At 72.6% G+C, this 19,148-nt stretch carries 11 protein-coding genes; 8 read left to right on the top strand and 3 right to left on the bottom strand.

The features are described 5' to 3' along the window. Window positions 1-214: 214 nt before the first annotated feature. Window positions 215-1,225 carry a sugar kinase gene (locus CKO28_RS13465; protein WP_200341308.1) on the top strand — a complete coding sequence of 337 codons (1,011 nt, stop codon included), beginning with the start codon at window positions 215-217 and terminating at the stop codon, window positions 1,223-1,225. Continuing rightward, window positions 1,225-1,884, top strand: a complete 660-nt coding sequence (locus CKO28_RS13460; RefSeq protein WP_200341307.1) for a bifunctional 4-hydroxy-2-oxoglutarate aldolase/2-dehydro-3-deoxy-phosphogluconate aldolase — start codon at window positions 1,225-1,227, stop codon at window positions 1,882-1,884. The genes CKO28_RS13465 and CKO28_RS13460 overlap by 1 nt, the downstream gene beginning before the upstream one ends. Window positions 1,885-1,936: 52 nt before the next feature. On the opposite strand, the gene CKO28_RS13455 is transcribed toward CKO28_RS13460, so the two are convergent. The 3 genes from CKO28_RS13455 to CKO28_RS13445 form a co-directional block, all read right to left on the bottom strand. Beyond that, window positions 1,937-5,128: an efflux RND transporter permease subunit gene (locus CKO28_RS13455; RefSeq protein WP_200341306.1), complete on the bottom strand. Its 3,192-nt coding sequence runs from the start codon at window positions 5,126-5,128 to the stop codon at window positions 1,937-1,939. Between the two features lie 50 nt (window positions 5,129-5,178). After that, window positions 5,179-6,270 (bottom strand): efflux RND transporter periplasmic adaptor subunit, encoded by a 1,092-nt coding sequence (locus CKO28_RS13450; protein ID WP_200341305.1) that lies wholly within the window; start codon window positions 6,268-6,270, stop codon window positions 5,179-5,181. Between the two features lie 98 nt (window positions 6,271-6,368). Beyond that, window positions 6,369-9,608, bottom strand: coding sequence for an ATP-binding cassette domain-containing protein (locus CKO28_RS13445; protein WP_242480552.1), 3,240 nt, complete (start codon window positions 9,606-9,608; stop codon window positions 6,369-6,371). Between the two features lie 208 nt (window positions 9,609-9,816). Between CKO28_RS13445 and CKO28_RS13435 the strand changes: the two genes are divergently transcribed. The 6 genes from CKO28_RS13435 to cydB form a co-directional block, all read left to right on the top strand. Beyond that, window positions 9,817-12,375, top strand: a complete 2,559-nt coding sequence (locus CKO28_RS13435) for a cation:proton antiporter domain-containing protein (protein WP_200341303.1) — start codon at window positions 9,817-9,819, stop codon at window positions 12,373-12,375. A gap of 105 nt (window positions 12,376-12,480) precedes the next feature. Then, entirely contained in the window at window positions 12,481-13,098 is a 618-nt protein-coding gene (locus tag CKO28_RS13430; RefSeq protein ID WP_200341302.1) for a FecR family protein, read from the top strand. A gap of 28 nt (window positions 13,099-13,126) precedes the next feature. After that, on the top strand, window positions 13,127-15,049 hold the full coding sequence (locus CKO28_RS13425) for a CHASE2 domain-containing protein (protein ID WP_200341301.1): 1,923 nt from the start codon (window positions 13,127-13,129) through the stop codon (window positions 15,047-15,049). A 762-nt stretch (window positions 15,050-15,811) separates the two neighbouring features. Continuing rightward, entirely contained in the window at window positions 15,812-16,753 is a 942-nt protein-coding gene (locus CKO28_RS13420) for an ACP S-malonyltransferase (RefSeq protein WP_200341300.1), read from the top strand. 272 nt (window positions 16,754-17,025) lie between these two features. Beyond that, window positions 17,026-18,450 (top strand): cytochrome ubiquinol oxidase subunit I, encoded by a 1,425-nt coding sequence (locus CKO28_RS13415; RefSeq protein WP_200341299.1) that lies wholly within the window; start codon window positions 17,026-17,028, stop codon window positions 18,448-18,450. A gap of 12 nt (window positions 18,451-18,462) precedes the next feature. After that, on the top strand, window positions 18,463-19,148 hold a 686-nt coding region (gene cydB / locus CKO28_RS13410; RefSeq protein ID WP_200341298.1), incomplete at its 3' end, for a cytochrome d ubiquinol oxidase subunit II.

Raw genomic sequence — 19,148 nt, 5'->3', positions numbered from 1 at the left:
CCCGGCCGCATGACGTCGGCCGGCGAGTCCGCCGCCACGGTCGCAGCGCCGCGTCCGGCATTGCAAGCAGACCCAAGCGGTCCCTGGACAGGAGTTTCGAGCTCATGACCCTGCCATCCGCGCCCGCCGGACACTTGATCGAGGCCGCCCCGTCCGCCCACGCCGGCGACCGCGCCGTCGGGACCGCTCCGGGGCTGCCGGGAGCCGGGTCCTGATGGCCGACACGGGCGCGATCGCCGCGATCGGCGAATGCATGGTCGAACTGATCGACCACGGACCGGCAGCCGGCGACGGCCTGGGCCAGGGCTGGATGCGCCGGGGCTACGGTGGGGACACGCTCAACACCAGCGTCTACCTCGCACGGCTTGGCGTGCCGGTCGCCTACGTCACCCAGCTGGGCGACGACGTCTATTCCGAGGAGATGGTCCGTGCTTGGAACCAGGAGGGCGTGGAGACCGACCTGACCGCCCGCAAGGCCGGCGCCCAGCCGGGCCTGTACGCCATCCAGACCGACGCGAACGGCGAGCGCAGCTTCGCCTACTGGCGCTGGAACGCGCCGGTGCGCACGATGATCACCGACGGCGTGCTGGACCGGCTGCGGGCCGAGCTGGACCGGTTCGCGGTGATCTACCTGTCCGGCATCACGCTGTCGCTGTTCGACGACGGCCAGCGCCGGCAGCTCTACCACCTGTGCGAAGACGCGCGCGGGCGCGGGCTGTCGGTGGCGTTCGACACCAACCACCGGTCGCGCTGCTGGCCGTCCACGGCCGCCGCCGGAGACGCCTACGACCGAATGACCGCGATCGCGGACACCGTGATGCCGAGCTGGGAGGACTGCCAGGCGGTCTACGCCGACCGCGCGCCGGAGCAGGCCGCCCAGCGGTTCGCCCGGCGCGGCGCCCAGACGGTCGTGATCAAGCAGGGCGCGGACGGCGCCGGGCTCTACACCGAAGGCCGCTGGCGCCACGTCGCCGGGGTGACGGTCGCCAACCCGGTCGATACCTCCGCCGCCGGGGATTCCTTCAACGCAGGCTTCCTCGCGGCGACGCGCGCCGGCGCCACGGTCGATGCCGCGGCGGCGGCGGGCAACCGGCTGGCCGCGGTCGTGATCGGCCATAAGGGCACGATCGTGCCGCGCGGCGACTTCCAGGCGCCCGACATATCCGATCTGACCCCGCGCGACCCGGCCAAGCCGGCGGCGCGCAACGGTGCGGACACCACGTGATGACCCTGCCCCCGATCCCCGACAGCCTGCTGAGCGCCCTGCGCGCGGCCCCGGTCGCGCCGGTGCTGACGATCGACGACGCGGACCGCGCCCCGGCGCTCGCGGAAACGCTGTGGAACGCCGGCGTGCGGGTGTTCGAGGTGACGCTGCGCACGCCCGCCGGTCTCGACGCCCTGAGAGCGATGGCGGAGGCGGTGCCGCAGGCGGTCGTCGGCGTCGGCACGGTCGCCACGGCCGAGCATCTCCGCCAGGCCCGCGAGGCCGGCGCCGGCTTCGCCGTCGCGCCGGGCCACACGCCGGACCTGCTGACCGCCGCCGGCGAGGTCGGTCTGCCGCTGATCCCCGGTGTCGCCACGGCGTCGGAGATGATGCGGGCGCGCGAAGCCGGCGCGCGTGTCCAGAAGCTGTTTCCCGCACAGACGCTGGGCGGCCCGGCGCTGCTGCGCAGCGTCGCCGAGCCGCTGCCGGACCTGACCTTCTGGCCGACCGGCGGGATCGACGACAGCAACATGGCCGATTACCTGCACCTGGGTAACGTGCTTGCGGTCGGCAGTTCGCGCATCGCCCCGCGGGCCGAGATCGCCGGCGCCGACTGGCCGGCGATTGCCGGCAAGGCGCAGCAAAGCCTGCAACTCGCCCACGCCGTCCAGCGCGGCTGATCCACCGGGCTGGGCCGCCGGCACTTGGGCCGCCCGTCCCGGAGGCCGCCGCCTACTCCGCCGGCCGGCCGGCCGCGCTGGCGGCGGCCGTGACCGCGCGGGACTGCCGGTCCTCGCCCAGGCTCAGGACCAGGGCGGTCAGCGCCGGCAGGAAGGTCAGCGAGACGATCATCGCGCCCAGGATGCCGAACAGCACGATCGCGCCCACGCCGCGGTACAGTTCCGTGCCCTCGCCCGGGATCACCACCAGCGGCAGCAGACCGAACAGGGTGGTCAGCGTGGTCATCGCGATCGGCCGCAGGCGCGAGGCGACGGCTTCCTGCACCGCCGCGCGCGCGGCCATCGTCTCGTCGCGGACGTTCTCCATCGCCCGGTGCACGATCAGGATCGGGTTGTTCACCACCGTGCCCATCAGGATCAGGAAGCCCAGCATGGAAATCATGTCGAACGGCTGATTGATCGCCTGCAGGCCCAGCAGCGGCAGCTGGCTCCCCACCAGGTTCAACAGCTGCAGGCCGACGATGCCGCCCGCCGCGCCCAGCGGGATCGTGGTCATGATCAACAGCGGATAGCCCCAGTGGCGGAAGATCGCCACCAGCAGCAGGTACACGATCGCCACCGCGATCACGTAGTTGTTGGCGATCGCCTCCTGCGTCGCCTGCAGCTGGTCGCTGGCGCCGGAGATGTCGATCCGGACCGACTGCGGCACCTGCCCGCCGGCCTGCAGGTAGCCGACCAGGTCCTCGCGCACCTTCTGCACGCCGACCTCGAGCGGCACACCTTCCGGCGGGATGACGTTCAAAGTCACGGTCCGCCGGCCGTCGATCCGGCGGATCGTGTTGGTATCGACCGTCTCCACGATCGAGGCGGTCGTACCCAGCGGCACGACCCCGCCGGCGGGCGTGTAGATCGGCACGCTGTCCAGGCCCGACAGATCGGCGTTCTTGCCGTCGGGGCCATAGAAGTAGATGTCGATCTTTTCGTCGTCGCGGAAGAACTCGTCGACGAACGCCCCGTCGGTCATCGCCGCGACCGTGAAGCCGATCTGCTCGGCGTCCAGGCCAAGCTCGGCCGCCCGGTCGCAGTTGGGCCGGACTTCCACCAGCGGCTGCGAGAGGCTTAGGGTGCTTGGCTGCGCCTGGACCCGCGGGTTGTCGAAAATCTCCTGCGCCCGGGCGTAGGCGTCGGAGGCGACCTGGTAGACGTCGGCCAGGTTCGGGCCCGAAATGTCCAGGTTGACCGAGCGCGTACCGCCGTCGTTGGAGGTGATGATCGACCCGCGCGCCGCGAACGCGCGCATGCCCGGGTATTCGCGGAACTTCGCCGTCAGCGCGTCCATCAGCGGCTCGATGTGGTCGGGGTCGGCCGATTCCGTGATGATCCGCACGCGCGACGACTCGATCCGCATGTTGAAGTACTTCATCGCCGGCACCTCGGTCTCGCCGCGGTCGAACCGCGCCGGATCGTCGCCGACGAACGGCATGAAGTAGGTTTCCAGATCCATGCCGATTTCGCGCATCGTCTCCAGGTTGTAGCCCGGCGGCGCGCTCATCGAGGCGAAGGTCTTCGGCTCCTCGCCCTCCGGCAGGTAGGCGGCCGGCGGGGTCAGCGCGAAGATGATGAAGCCGCTGACGCCGATGCTGATCGCGATCGTGGCGAGCGGCCGGACCCGGCCCTGGGTCAGCCAGCCGACCGCCTTGGCGATCCGGCCCTCCTCCGGTCCGCGCAGGTCCGGTCCGTGGGTCAGGCCGCGGCCACGACGGAACTCGATCCGGGCGCTGGCGGTCGGCACGATCGTGATCGCGACCAGCATGGACGCCAGGATTGCCGCCGACACCGCGATCGCGACGTCGGAATAGAGCTGGCCGGCCTGCTCCTCGATGAACACGATCGGCACGAACACCAGCACGGTGGTGAGGGTGGAGGCGACCACCGCCGGCCAGACCTTGCGCACGCCGTTCACCGCCGCGCGCAGGCGGTCCATCCCGCGTCGGCGTTCCAGGTCGATGCTCTCCAGCACCACGATCGCGTTGTCCAGGGTCATGCCGATGGCGAACGCCACCCCGGCGAGCGAGATCACGTTGATCGTCCGACCCATCAGCATCAGCCCGAGGAAGGCCGCGATGGTACAGATCGGGATGCCGACCACGCCCACCGCCGTCGCCCTGGTCGAGCGCAGGAAGGCGAACATGATCGCGGTCGCCAGCACGGCGCCGATCGCCAGGTTCTGCCAGACGTTCTTGAGCGACGCCTCGACGTAGCCGGCGTCCTCCGCCATCAGCTGCATTTCCATGCCGGCCGGGCGCAGAACCTGTTGGTTGATCGACTGCATCTCGTCGATCATGGCGTACTTGATGTCGATCACGTTCGACCCGGCCTCACGGCGCACCGCAAGCGTCAGGACCGGCCGGGTGTTGACCCTGGAATAGCCGTCCAGTTCGGCGTGGCCGAAGCTGACTTCCGCGAGATCGCCCAGGCGCGTGACGCTGTCGCCCGAGCGGCGCACGACCAGCTGTTCGATGTTCCCGATGTCGCCGAACCGCCCGACCGTGCGCAGCAGGTACCGGCGCTTGCCGCTCGACACCTCGCCGCCGGAGACGTCCTGGTTGCGCTGACGCAGGGCGTCGCGCACCTGGGTCAGGGTGATGTCGCGGTCGGCAAGCTTGTTCGGATCCAGCATCACCTGGACCTGCCGCGCGGCCCCGCCCCACAGCGACACGCCCGAAACCCCGGAGACGGTCTCCATGCGGGTGCGCACGTTGTCGTCGATGAAGTCACGCATCATCGCCATGTCGAGCCCGCGCGGGTTGCCATCGACCGGCGCGACATTGAAGTACATGAACGAGTTGGAGGAGAACGAGGTCGCATAGACCCGCGGCTGGTCGACGTTCTCCGGGTAGTCGGGGACCTGGTTCAGGGCGTTGTTCACCTGAATCAGCGTCTCGGTGATATCGACGTCGTAGGGGAACTCCATCTCGACGCGCGCCTGGCCGGTCTCGGCGCGCGCGCTCAGCCGCTCCAGGTTGGGCACCTGACGCAGGAACTGCTCCTGCTCGATCAGGATTTCCTTCTCGATGTCCTGCGGCGTGGCGCCGGCCCAGCTGGTGCGCACCGTGATCGTCCGCACCTCCAGGTCCGGGATCATCTGGACCGGAATGCGCAGCGCCGCCGCGACCCCGATCACGCACACGATCAGCACGGCGACGGTTACCAGGATGCCGCGGCGGACAATGGCGTCGAACATTTAGGCGTGCGTCCCCGACGCGTCGGGCCTGGCGGTTCGGGCCCGGATCATCAGCTGCCGGACTCCGCCAGGCGGACCGGCTGTCCGGGGCGCAGCGTCTCGTTGCCCCGGGTCACCACCTGCCGACCGGCTTGCAGACCCGACTTGACCTGCACGAAACCGGAGAACGCGCGGCCGAGCGTGACCTGCACCTCCCGCGCGCGCAGCCGTTCGCCGCTGTCGTCCAGCGTCCACACGGTGGTCCGTCCGTCCGGGTAGCGGATCACCGCCCCGCGCGGAATGGCGACACCGCGCTGGCCGGTCGCTAGCTGGATCTCCGCCTGGGCCGACATGCCGGGCGCCAGCGGCAGCGGCGCGTCGGCCTCCGGGCGCACGCGCAGGGTAAAGGTGCGCTGGATGGGATCGCTGCGCGGCACGCGGGCCGCGATGCTTGCCCGCACGCTGCGGCCGGGCAGCGCCTCAAAGCCGAGGTAGATCGGCGCGCCGTCGCCGAGGTCCGGGAAGTAGGCCTGCGGCACCGCCAGATCGACGTACAGGCGGTCGACCGCGCTGACCTCGACCAGCGTCTCGCCGGGGGAGACCCACTCGCCCGGCTCGATCACCCGCTGGGTGACCACGCCGGCGAACGGCGCGTCGATCGTGTGCTGGTTCAGCCGCTCCCGGGCCGCCGCGGCTTCGGCCTGCAGCCGGTCGACCGAGGCGGCGGCGCGGCGCGCCTCGGCCCGGCGCGTATCCAGCTCGCTCTCCGGAATGTTGTTGGTCCGGGCCAGCTGCTCCGCCCGCTCGACGCGCTGGCGGGCGTCGGCCAGCTCGGCCTGGGCTTCGGCAACGGCGGCACGGGCGCGGGTCAGGTCGTGCCGGGCCAGCGCGTCGTCCAGCGCCACCACCGGGTCGCCCGGCGCGACGCGGGCACCCAGATCGACCGTGACCTCCTGCACCAGCCCGCCAAGCGAGGTCGACAGCTGCGAGGTACGCGGCGCCACCACGGTGCCGGAGACACGCACGATGTTCAGGATCGACCGGGTTTCCGCCGGGGCGACCTCGATCAGCGCGCCGCCGTCCTGGGCGCGCGCCGGAACCGCCAGCAGCAACGCCGCGGCCACGGCCGCCGCGGCCGTCCGGATCAACGCGTTCGCCGTCATCTGCGTCGCCTCGCTCAGCCGTCCCGCGGACAGCCTTGAAAAATGGGGCCAAAATTGAGGGTATCCAGTCCGTGCCACGATTTCGACCAGGAATGTAGCTAATTGCTCAGCTGCCGGACCAGCTGACCGCGCCCACGCGGCACCGCGCCGATGCCGCCGGCGAGCCCCGCGGCCACCGCCGCGACGATCCCCAGCGCGCCCGGCAGCAGGACGGCGAGCAGCCCCGGCTCCCAGTCGACCCGCAGCGCCTCGTCCGCCAGCCAGCGGCCGCCCAGCAGCCCGGCCGCGCCACCCAGGATCGCGGCCAGGACGCCGATCGCCGCCGCCTCGATCAGCCGGGCGGCGGCGATCTCCCGCCGCGACGCGCCGATCAGGGTGAACGCCAGCGCTTCCCGCCGGCGCGCGTCGACGTCGGCCGTGACCGCCGCCGCCAGGGTGAGCGCCCCCGCCAGCAGCAGGGTCGCCGCGACCGCGAGCGAGCCCAGGATCGCGCCGTCGATCACCGCGGTGATCTGATCGACGATCCGGCGCACGTCGATGCTGGTCACGTTGGGCGCGCTCGCGGCGAGATCGCGCATCAGCTCGTCAACCGCGTCGTCGGCGTTCTCGCCCACGCCCTTCAGCGTCACGATCCAGCTGTGCGGCGCCTCCCGGAACGGCTGCGGCGAGGCGACCAGCAGGTAGTCCGGCCGGTAGGAGCGGTAGCGTTCTTGCCGGATGTTGACGACCTCGCTGGTAAAGGTCCGGCCCAGCACGCTGTAGGTGATGGTCGCGCCCGGCGACAGGCCGAACGCTTCCGCCACGTCCTCCTGGGCGGAAATCAGCGGCGGGCCGGCGTAGTCCTCGGACCACCAAGCGCCTTGCATGATCGGGTCGCCGTTCGGCCCGGCCGACCAGGAAAAGCTGCGGTCGCCTTCGATCACCCAGCGCTCGCTCTTGTCGACGAGCGCGGCCTCGGCCGGCTGGCCGTTCACTTCCAGGATGCGCGCGCGCATGAACGGTGTCGCTTCCAGCCGGCCCAGGCCGCTGTCGCGCGCCACCCGGTCCCGGATCCACCCGACCTGATCCGGCTGCACGTCGATCAGCACCAGGTCCGGCGCGCGCGTCGGCAGGTCGGAGCGCAGCGACCCCTCGAGCGAATTCTGCGCGGCGATCACGGCGGTGATACCGGCGATTCCGATGCCGAGCGCCAGGGCCTTGGTCGCCGCGGCGCCCGGCACCGCCAGCCCCTGGCGCGCGACCAATCCCAAGAAGCTGCGCGGGTTGCGCCGGGTCGCGAGCAGGGCCAGCAGCCAGCCAGCGATGCCGAGCGCCGCCGCCGCGCCGGCCAGTCCGGCCGCCGCGGTCGCGGCCAGGTAGGGTTGCGGCAGGCTGACCACCGCCAGCGCCAGCGCCGCCAACACGCCGAGCGCGCCCAGCGCGACGTGGCGGCTGTGCGGATCGACCGATGCCTCGCCGCCGCGCATCGCGGCCCCGGGCGGCGTCCGCGCGGCCGCCGATAGTGCCGCGGCACTGGCCCCGAGCAGTCCCAGTGCCAGGGTCGCCACCACCTGCGCGGCCGGCCCGGCGAGGTCGAGCAACCGCCAAGACAGGTGCAGGCGTCCGGCGATCAGGTCCATCAGAAACCAGACGACGCCGAACGCGATCGCCATGCCGAGCGCCAGCGCCAGCACGGCCGCCACCGCGATGATCGACGCATGCAGCGCGGTCACCAGCCCGGCGGTCGCGCCCGACAGCCGATATAGCGCGATCGTCCGGCCGCGCCGCTGGACCCAGACGGTGGCCGCCGTCCAGGCGCCGGACAGGCCGATCGCCAGGGCGACCAGTCCCGCCACGCCCAGGAAGGTGGTGGTGCGCTCCGCCACCCGGCGCACCCGATCGCCGACATCGCGCGGGCGTTCCAGGTCCCAGCCGCGCGCAGGCTCCAGCGCGTTCAGCCGTTCGACCGCCGCGCCGACGTCGGTGCCGGCCGGCAGGCGCAGGCGGTAGACGTACTCGGCGAGCGTGCCGCGCCCGGTCAGGCCGGCGGCGTCCAGCCGGTCGCGCGCGACCATCACGCGCGGACCGATCATGAACCCGCCGGATGCCAGCCGGTCCGGCTCGTGCATCAGCGTCGCGCGCACGGTGAACGCCTGGCTGCCCAAGCGCAGCGTATCGCCGATCTGGATGCCCAGACGCTGCAGCAGCGCCGGCGCCGCGACCGCGCCCGGCCGGCCGTCGCGGGTCGCCAGGGCGGCCTGCAGGCTGTCGGCACCGTTCAGCTCGACCTCGCCATACAGCGGGTAGCGCCCGTCGACCGCCTTCAGCTCGACCGCCGCGCGCAACGCCTCCGACCGCGCGCTGGTGCGCAGCTCGACGACTTCCGACACCTGGCCGAGCTCGCCGAGCTGGCGCAGCGTGTCGTCGCCGAGCGGGCGGTTGATCACCCCGACCGCGACGTCGCCGCCCAGCATCCGCTTGCCGTTGTCCGCCAGCGCGCCCGTCAGTCCGTCGGCCAGCAGCCAGACGGTGCCGAGCATCCCGGCCGCGACCGCCACGGCGGCGACGAACAGGCGCAGACCGAACACCCCGGCCGCCAGCTCGGCCTTGAGCAGCGTCCACAGCGTGCCGGGATGCAGGTCCTGGGCGTAAGCGTTGTCGGGCAGGCGCTTCATCTCAGCCGACCACCTGACCGTCGTCGATCGCCAGCACCCGGTCGCACTGGCCGGCCAGCGCTCGTCGTGGGTAACCAGCAGCATCGCGGCGTCGGTCTTGCGGCACAGATCGAACATCGTGGCCACGATGCTGTTGCCGGTGCGCCGGTCCAGGTTGCCGGTCGGCTCGTCCGCCAGGATCAGCCGGGGCGAGGCGACGAAGGCACGCGCGATCGCGACCCGCTGCTGCTCGCCGCCGGACAGCTGGCTCGGCCGGTGGTCCAGCCGTTGGCTCAGGCCGACCCGCTCCAGCATGGTCGCCGCCTGCGCCTGGGCATCCGGGGCGCCGGACAGGATCAGCGGCAGCGCCGTGTTCTGCCGGGCGGTCATCGCGGGCACCAGGTGATAGGCCTGGAACACCACGCCGATGTTGTGCCGGCGCAGGCGGGTGCGGGTCGCTTCGTCCGCCGCGCCCAGGTCGGTGTCCAGCACCTGGACGGTGCCCCCGGTCGCCTGCTCCAGCCCGCCGATCAGCGCGATCAGCGACGACTTGCCGGAGCCCGATGGCCCGGTCACCGCGACGATCTCCCCGGCGCGCACCGACAGGTCGATGCCCTGGAGGATCGCGATTTCGCCTTCCGGGGAGGGGTAGGAAAGCTGCGCCCCATCCAGGCGCACGATCCCGCTGGCCGGCGTCTGGGTCATCGAACTACGGCTCGTCTCGGGTGGTTGGGGAAGCTGGGCTCGGCAGGCGGTTGGCTGCGCGCGGCCGCGCGGCGCGCTTCAAACGCCCGCCAGTCCCAGCAAATGCGTGTCGGCACCGGCTTTGCAAGCCAGCGGTTGTTTCAGCAACAGTCTGTTGCCGAAAGTCGTCCCATCTGCACGCGCGTCAATCTCCGCTATAGTCGCCGCCATGACCGTGACCGCCTTTATCGTCGTCGCCACCAGCGCCGTGCTCGCCCTGATCGCGCTGGCGGTCCCGGCGGCGAAGCGCGTGGGGGTCCCGCTGCCGGTGGTCGTGTCGGTGGCCGGCCTGACCGTCGGGTGCCTGCCGCTGATCTTCCAGATCGACACCCCGACCCGGTTCCTGGACGCCTACGACGCCTGGATCGTGGAGCAGATCGCGCTCGACAGTCAGGCGCTGCTGCTGTTGTTCCTGCCGCCGCTGCTGTTCGAGATGGCGCTCGCGGTGAACGTCCGCCGGCTGATGGACGACGCGCTGATCGTGCTTCTGATGGCGGTGGTCGCGGTCGTGCTCGCGACCGGCCTGATCGGGCTGTCGGTCTGGGCATTCTCCTCGTTCAGCCTGGTGCTCTGCCTCCTGCTGGGAGCCGCGATCTCGACCACCGACCCGTCCGCGGTCGTCTCCACCTTCAAGGAGATCGGCGCGCCACGCCGGCTTCTGGTGATCCTGGAAGGCGAAAGCCTGCTGAACGACGCGGCGGCGATCGCGCTGTTCACCGTGCTGGTCGCGCTCGCCGGGGCGGAGGCGGCGGTGTCGCCCGGCGGGGTCGTGCTCGCCTTTCTGTACGACGTGGTCATGGGGGCCGCGGCCGGGATCGCGGCCGCCTGGACGGTCAGCCGGCTGTATCCGCTGCTGGGCGGCTCGCCGGTCGCGGAGACCTCGATGACCGTGGCGCTGGCCTACGGCGCCTACCTGCTGGCGGACGTCGGGCTCGGCGCGTCCGGGGTGGTGGCAGCGGTGTGCGCGGGCCTGACCACCACCGTTTCGGGCCAGGTGCGCATGGGCCCGGGCAACTGGCGCAACGTCGCGACCGTGTGGTCGCAGATCGGCTTCTGGGCGAACACGCTGGTGCTGCTGATCGCAGCCGCGCTCGCGCCGGCGCTGTTGATCACCCTGCACTGGTCGCACGCCCTCTTGCTGGTCGCCGCGTTCGCGGGGGCGTTCCTGGCCCGGGCGGCGATCCTGTTCGGGCTGTTGCCGGGGTTCAGCCTGCTCGGCCTGGCGCAGCCGATGACCGGCGGGCAGAAGACGCTGGCCTGGTGGGGCGGTGTGCGCGGGGCGGTGACGCTGTTGCTGGCGTTCTCGCTCGCCGAGGTGACCGCGCTGCCGGAAGCCGACCGCACCGCCGTGGCCGGGGTCGCCTGCGGCTTCGTCTTCCTGACCCTGCTGGTCAACGCCGCCAGCCTGTCCTGGCTGACCCGGCGGCTGGGCCTGGACCGCCTGTCCGCCGGCGACCTGGCGCTGCGCGAGAAGGTCGTTGCCGGCACCCTGGAGGAGATCCGCCAGCACGTCCACGAACTGGCCGCCGAGCGCGCGATCGATCCGCAGGCCGCCGAAGACATGCGCGACGTCTACGAGGGTCAGCTGCGCCGCACGCTGGAGGAAACGCAGGGCGTCGACATCCCGTTCCACAAGCGTCTGGAGCTCGGCCTGACCATCCTGTGCACGCAGGAAAGTCAGCACTTCCAGGACGCGTTCGAGGCCGGCGCGGTGGGCGCCGCGGAAACCCGACGCCTGCGCACCACCGCCGAGCGGATCGGCGATGCCGCCCGGACCGGCGGGCGCAAGGGCTACCAGCGCGCCGTGGACGCGGCCGCGCGGGTGCCGCGGCCGCTGATCGCCGCCGCTCTGCTGCAGCGCGCCGTCGGGATCGACCGGCCGCTGCGCCAGCAGCTCGGGCTGCGGCTGACGGTTCTGCTCGAGACCGAGAACGCGCTGCGCGACCTCGAACGCTTCGTGCCCAATCCGCTGGCCCAGATGATCGGCGAGGACGCCGCCGCCAACCTGGGCCAGCTTCTGGCCGAACGCCGGCAGATGGTGCGCGCGCAGATCCGTGCGATCGGCGAGCAGTATCCCGTGTTCACCGAACGGCTGGAGACCCTGCTGCTGCTGCGCGCCGCGGCCAGACGGGAGCGGGCGCAGTACGACCAGCTGCACAACGCCGGGGTGATCGGCGCGGAGCTGCACGGCTGGCTGGTCCGGGACCTGGAGGCGCGCCGGCGCCAGCTGCGCCGCGCGCTGCCCGACCTGGACCCCGGCCTGTCGCCGCGGGCGCTGCTCGACGACGTCGCCCTGCTCGATCCGCTGGACGGCGATCAGAAGGACCGGCTGGTCGGCTACCTGACGCCCCGGCTGGTGTTCCCGGGCGACCCGCCGGTGCGCCCGGACCGGCCCGGGCGCGCCGGCCGGCAGGCGCGCAGCCTGTGCATCCTGGCAAGCGGCGTCGCCGAACGGCGCGACGACCACGCCACCGTCTGGCTGCACCCCGGCGATGTCGTCGGCACGCGCGCCCTGCTCGGTCTCGCCGACCCGGTGCCGGCCCAGGTCGTGGCGGTCAGTTTCTGCCGGGTGCTGCTGCTGACCCGCAGGGCGCTGCGGAAGCTCGACCGGCAGGAGCCGGAGATCGCCGCCCGGCTGCGCGCGGCCGCGCGGAAACAGGCGTTCGCCAAGCCGGCGGAGGCCCCGGATCGAGGCGTCGGCACGCCCGCACTGGTGCGTTCGGACTAAGCCCGACGGGCGCGTCCGGGCCCGCAGCGCCGGGACTGCGGATGTGATAAGCTCAGCCGTTGTTCCCGCCACATCGACGGGAGCGTGCCCCGAAAGGCCGTGCCGATGCGCACTTTCCTGGCCGCCGCGTTCGCCGCCGTGCTGCCCGCCGCCGTGTGGCTCGCCACTGGGCCGGCCGCCGCGCAGACCGACGCCGTCGGCACCGTGACCGGCCTGACCGGCCCGGCGAGCGCCTGGACCGACGCCACGCCGCGGGCGCTGACGCTGGGCGCCCGGGTGCACCGGGGCGAGACCCTGCGCACGCTGGCCGATGCCAAGCTCGCGGTGCGTTTTACCGACGGCTCGAAGCTTACCCTCGGCGCCGACAGCCAGGCCGCGGTCGACGCGTTCGCGCCGACCCGCGGTAACGCCGCGATCCGGCTGCTGCGCGGCATCCTTCGCCTGGTGACCGCGCCGGCCAGCGCCTGGCGCAGCTTCGAGGTGGAGACCCGCAGCGCGGTCGCCGCCGCCCGCTCCACCGAATGGGTGGTCGCCTTGGACGCGGAAGGTGCGACGGCGGTCTTCGTCGTTTCCGGCCGGGTCGATGTGCGCGCCCGCGAACGCTCGGTCACGCTCGCCGCCGGCGACGGCACCGACGTGCCGGCAGGCGAACCACCCGGCGAGGTCAAGCGGTGGAGGCAGGCACGGGTCGACCGGGTGCTGGCCGCCACGACCCTGCCGTGACGCCCGCGCGCGGGCGGGAGGCGCGGTGATGCGGGGCCGCGCGGTTCTGGCCGCCGTGGCGTTCCTGCTGCTGGCGCTGGCCTACCCCGCGGTGCGCGAGGTGCCGCGCGTGGCCGGCCTGGAAAGCGACACCCTGACCTGGCGCTACGGCCTCCGCGGCCCGCGGCTCCCCGAGGCGCCGGTGACAATCGTGGCGATCGACGACGCGACCGTCGCCGCCGCCGGCGGCTGGCCGGTGCCGCGCGACCGGCTGGGTACCGCGAACCGGCGGCTGAGCCAGGCCGGCGCCGCGGTGATCGCGGTCGACCTATTGATGGCGGAACCGGCCCGCGACCCGGCGGCGGACGCCGCGCTGGCGGACGCCCTGCGTGCCAGCGGGCGCACCCTGCTGCCGGTCGCCGGAACCCTGGACGGCGCGGCGGCGGGGCCGCCGCCGGCCGACCTTGCCGGCCACACCGTGCCGCTGCGCCGGGCCGCCGGCGCGTCGGCGCCGCCCCGGCCGGACGCGCTGCTGACGCCGATCCGAATGCTGGCCAAGGCGGCGGCCGGTCTCGGCCACGTCAACGTGGCGCTCGGACCGGACGGCGGCTTGACCGGGATGCACCCGGCGATCCGGCTGTCCGACGACGGCGCGCTGCCCGGTCTCGCGCTGCTGGCGGCGGCCGGTTACCACGGCCTGGACCGGCGCGACCTGGCGGTCGACCTGCCGACGGCGGTCCGGCTCGGCGCCCGGCGGATACCGCTTGGGCCGCGGGGGCGCTGGACGGCCAACTTCTACGGCCCCGGCGGCAGCTTCCCGACGCTGCCGCTGATCGACGTGCTGCGCGGCGCCTTCAACCTGGCGGACGTGCGCGGCCGGGTGATCTGGCTGGGCGCCACCGCGACCAGCGCGGGCGATACCTTCGTCACCCCGTTCGACCCCGCGATGCCGGGGGTGGAAGCGTTCGCCACGATCACCGCCAACCTGCTGGGCGGCGGCTTCCTCGCCCATGGGCCGGGCACCACCCTGGCGGAGATGGCGGCGGTGTTCGCCGTCGGCCTGCTCAGCTGGCACGCCGCCCGGCTGCGCCCGGCACGGCTGGCGGTCATCGCCGCGGTGCTGCCGGCCGCCGCGTGGGTGGCCGTGACGCTGGCTGCGTTCAGCCTGGGCCAGGTCTGGCTCAACCTCACCGTGCCGGTCGCTGCCGGCGGGCTGGGCGCCGCGGCCGCGGTGAGCGGCCGGCTGGTGCTGGGCGACGCGCAGCGCCGCCGGCTGGCGCACTACGTGCCGCAGCCGCTGGCCGAGGCGCTCGCCAACACCGACCGGCCGGCGTTCGAGGGACAGGTCCTGCCGGCGGCGGTGATGTTCGTCGACATGGTCGGCTTTACCGCGCGCAGCGAAACCGCCAGCCCCGGCGACACGGTCGCCACCATGCGCCGCCTGCATGCCGAGCTGGAGGACGGCGCCGCCCGCCACGGCGGCTACGTCGACAACTTTGCCGGCGACGGCGCTATGCTGGTGTTCGGCGTGCCGCGGCCGCGCCCCGACGACGCGGCCCGGGCGCTCGCCTGCGCGCGCGAGCTGCTGGCCCGCATGGCGCAGCTCGACCTGCCGGTGCGCATCGGGCTGCAATTCGGCCCGGTCCAGGTGGCGCGCCTGGGCGGCCGGCAACAGCACCAACTGACCCTCGCCGGCGATACCGTGAACCTCGCCAGCCGGCTGATGGCGGTCGCCAAGGAGCGCGGCGTCGGCCTCGCCGTCGCGGGCGCCGTCGTGGCGCAGGCCCCCGAAGCCGCGCGGGCGCACCTGGCCGGCCTGGTGCACTGCCCGGCGACGGCGATCCGCGGCCGGCAGGCGCCGATCGACGTCTGGCTGGGCCCCGCCCCGGCGGACGCGGCCCAGGCGGAGAAGGCGGCGGGCGCGGCGGAGGGCGCCGACCATGCCCCGGACGGCGGACGCCCTCCGCGATGACCGGCGGCGCGCGGCGTTCCGGCACCGCCAGGCACTGGGCCGGAGGTTCCGGTACGCTGTCGCGCCACACCGCGATCCGGCCCGCGCGGCCGCGCAGCTGGTGCGGGCCGATGCCCAGGCTGGACGGGCCAAAGCCGCCGCGCGCATCCCGGCGGGCGCGCCAGGCGTCGAAGGCGGCCGGCATGGCGTGCCCGCGGCCGGCGCCCCAGACGACCGCGCAAGTCGAAGGGGCGGTTGACCGTCATGCTATCGACCACCAGACCGGCGGCCAGCGCCGCGCGCACCAGGCTTGCCGGCAGCAGGCCGTGCCGCGGCTCGCGCGTCCACGCGTCCGGCGCCCGCTCCGGGAGTCGCTGACCCAACGTCCTGCCCGCCGCCACGGGAAACGCCCATGCACCGGTGACGGACGGCAGGCGTGCGGCCGACACTTCAGCCGTGTAGGATGGGGGCAGAACGCCCACAGGTGATGGCGCTATTCCGGCTGAGCCGCGCCGGGGCCGCCGGAAATCGCGTCGACATGGCCGAGCGCGCGGCAGCGTGGCATCATGCCCTCGCAACGCGGCCGCGGCCGACGCCCGCGAGCCGACCGGCCCCATGCCGCGGGTCGCCGGGCCGCCGGGCCGCGCGGTTTCTCGGCGGCCCGCTACCAAGCCGCCCGCTACCAAGCCGTCTGGTCCCGAGCCGTCTGGTCCCGAGCCGTCTGGCGCCAGGCGGCCGTCACCCGGCGCCCCCGACCCGGCTCCCCCCGAGAGGAGGTCTTTCATGACCCGTGCCTTCATTTTCCCCGGCCGCGGGGCAGAGACCATCGGCATGGGCCTGCATTACGTGCAGGCCTATCCCTCCGCGCGCTACGTCTTCCAGGAGATCGACGAGGCGCTCGGCCAGGAACTGTCCCGACTGATCTTCGAGGGCCCGGAAGACGAGCTCGCCGACCCCGAGAACGCCGACCCCGCGATGCTGGCGGTCAGCCTCGCCGGGGTGAAGGCGCTCGAGGCGCAGGGCGACCTCTGGCTGTCGGAGACCGGGAAATTCGTCGCCGGTCACGGCCGCGGCGAGCTGACCGCGCTGGCGGCGGTCGACGCCCTGTCCGCCGGCGAGGCGGCGAAGTGGCTGCGCGCCCGGGCGCGCGCGGTCTGGTCCGCCTACCCGCGGGCCAAGGGCGCGATCTGCACGGTCCACGGCCTGGACCTGGCGACCGTCAAGGCGCTCGCCGAGGCGGCCGGCAAGCAAGGCGTCTGCGAGCTGGCCCGGGACGACGCGCCCGACAGCCACGCCGTCAGCGGCGAGCGCACGGCCGTGGAAGCGTTCGTCGCAGCGGCCGCCAAGAAGGGCGGCGAGACCCAGTTCCTGGACGGCATCCCGCCGCTGCACTGCCCGCTGATGGACCCGGCGGTGGCGCAGCTGCAGGAGACGCTGGCCGACCTGCCGGTGGCGCCGCCCAAGCTGCCGCTGGTCTCCAACGTCACCGCCTACGCGCTGGAAAGCCCGGACGAGATCCGCAACCGCCTGGCCGAACAGGTCGCCCGACCGATCCGGTGGCGCGAAAGCGTGGAGTACATGACCGACCACGGCGTCACCGAGTTCCTCGAAATCGGCCACGGCGACGACCTCAGCACCTACGTCCGCGCGATCTCGGGCTCCCACGAGGCCCACGCCATCGAAGACGCCCAGGACATCGAACGCGCCCTCGACGACGTGCTGTAGCCGGCCCGCCGCTTGGCGACCCGGGCGGATTCACCGCACCGGGCTCCGGTAGGCCGGCCGGGCCGCCCGGAATATGTTCACAACGCACACCACGCCGGTGCGCGGCCCGGCCGCCGGGGCCGCCTTCGGGCGTCCGCGCCGCCGCGGCGCGCGGCATCTGGGACACATGCGCACAGGCTAAATTAGACGAATTGAAAGCTGTGGGCCGGCGCTTAGCCTCATAGTCAGAATAAAGCTTTTCCGGCACCCCGGTCGACGCTTCGGAGGGATCGATGCTCGACGCGCTCACGGCGCTCGATCTGGCGCGCATCCAGTTCGCCTTTACCGTCTCGTTCCACATCATCTTCCCAGCCTTCACGATCGGCCTGGCCAGCTACCTGCTGGTGCTGGAAAGCCTGTGGTTCTGGACCCGCGACGACGCCTACGCGACGCTGTTCGCCTACTGGAAGAAGATCTTCGCGGTCGCCTTCGGCATGGGCGTCGTCTCGGGCATCGTGATGTCCTACCAGTTCGGCACGAACTGGAGCAGCTTCGCCGACAAGGCCGGCCCGATCGTCGGCCCGCTGATGGGCTACGAGGTGCTGAGCGCGTTTTTCCTGGAGGCGGGCTTCCTCGGCATCATGCTGTTCGGCTTCAACCGGGTGGGGCCGAAGCTGCACCTGTTCGCCACCGCGATGGTGGCCGTCGGCACGCTGTCCTCCGCCTTCTGGATCCTGAGCGTGAACAGCTGGATGCAGACGCCCGCCGGCTTCGCGATCAACGACGCCGGGCAGTTCGTGCCGGAGAACTGGTGGGCGATCATCTTCAACCCCTCCTTCCCCTATCGCCTCGTCCACATGGTGCTGGCCGCCTACCTGACGACCGCCTTCGTGGTCGGCGGGGTCGGCGCCTGGCATCTGCTGAAGAACAGCCGCGACCGGGGTGCCAGGATCATGTTCTCGATGGCGATGTGGATGGCGATCGTGGTGACGCCGCTGCAGATCGTCGCCGGCGACCTGCACGGCCTGAATACCCTGAAGCACCAGCCGGCCAAGATCGCGGCGATGGAGGGACACTTCAAGACCCACGAGAACGGCGCCCCGCTCTACCTGTTCGGCATCCCGGACGACCAGGCGGACAAGCTCCGCTGGTCGGTCGGCATCCCCAACCTCGGCTCCTACATCCTGACCCACGACTGGGACGGCAAGGTGAAGGGCCTGGAAGCCTTCCCGGAGGACAAGCAGCCCCCGGTCGCCTGGGTGTTCTGGTCGTTCCGGATCATGGTGGCCCTGGGCCTGGCGATGCTCGCGGTCGGCGGCTGGGCGCTGGTGCAGCGGCTGCGCCGGCGACTCTATGCCGACACCTGGCTGCAGCGCGCGGCCGTGGCGATGGGGCCATCCGGCTTCGTCGCGGTGCTCGCCGGCTGGGTCACGACCGAGGTCGGCCGGCAGCCCTATACCGTCTACGGCCTGATGACGACGGCGGAGAGCGCCTCCACGGTGGGCGCGCCGGCGGTCGCGGCCTCGCTGGTCGCGTTCATCATCGTCTACTTCACCCTGTTCGGGGCGGGCACGGTGTACATCCTGCGCCTGATGGCGAAGCCGCCGCGCACCGGCGACGTGACCGGCGGGCCCGAGACGGACGGCGGACCGACCCGCGCGGCCGGGCTGACACCGGCCCCCTCGGTCGCCCCCGACAAGGTCTTCCCCGCGGAATAGGAGCGCTGGGCCATGATCGATCCGGCAACCATCTGGGCCGCGCTGATCGCGGTGGCGGTCCTGGCCTACATCCTGCTCGACGGCTTCGACCTGGGGGTGGGGATCCTCTACCCGCTGGTCGAGAGCGAGCAGGACCGCGATTTGATGATGAACTCGGTCGCCCCGGTCTGGGACGGCAACGAAACCTGGCTGATCCTGGGCGGCGGCGGCCTGTTCGCGGTGTTCCCGCTGGCCTACGCGACCATCCTGCCGGCGCTCTACGCGCCGCTGACCGCGATGCTGCTGGCGCTGGTGTTCCGCGGCGTCGCGTTCGAGTTCCGCTGGCGCAGCCGGCGCCACAAGCACCTCTGGTCGGCCGCGTTCGCCGGCGGCTCGATCCTGGCCGCGTTCGCCCAGGGCGTGGCCTTGGGCGCGCTGGTCCAGGGCATCGAGGTCGAGGGTCGGGCCTACGTCGGCGGCTGGTTCGACTGGCTCAGCGTGTTCAGCGTGATGACCGGTTTCGCGCTCGTGGTCGGCGACGCGCTGTTGGGCGCCACCTGGGTGGTGATGAAGACCGAGGGCCGCCTGCGGCACCAGGCGCAGCGCTTTGCCTGGGGCTTCGGCGCGCTCACCCTGGCGGCGATCGGCTCGGTCAGCATCTGGACGCCGTTCCTCGACCCGGCCTATCTGGCGCGCTGGTTCGACTGGCCGAACCTGAT

This window comes from Rhodovibrio sodomensis, assembly GCF_016583645.1.
GTDB classification, from domain to species: Bacteria; Pseudomonadota; Alphaproteobacteria; order Kiloniellales; family Rhodovibrionaceae; genus Rhodovibrio; species Rhodovibrio sodomensis.
This window is presented reverse-complemented; position numbering and strand designations above follow the sequence as displayed.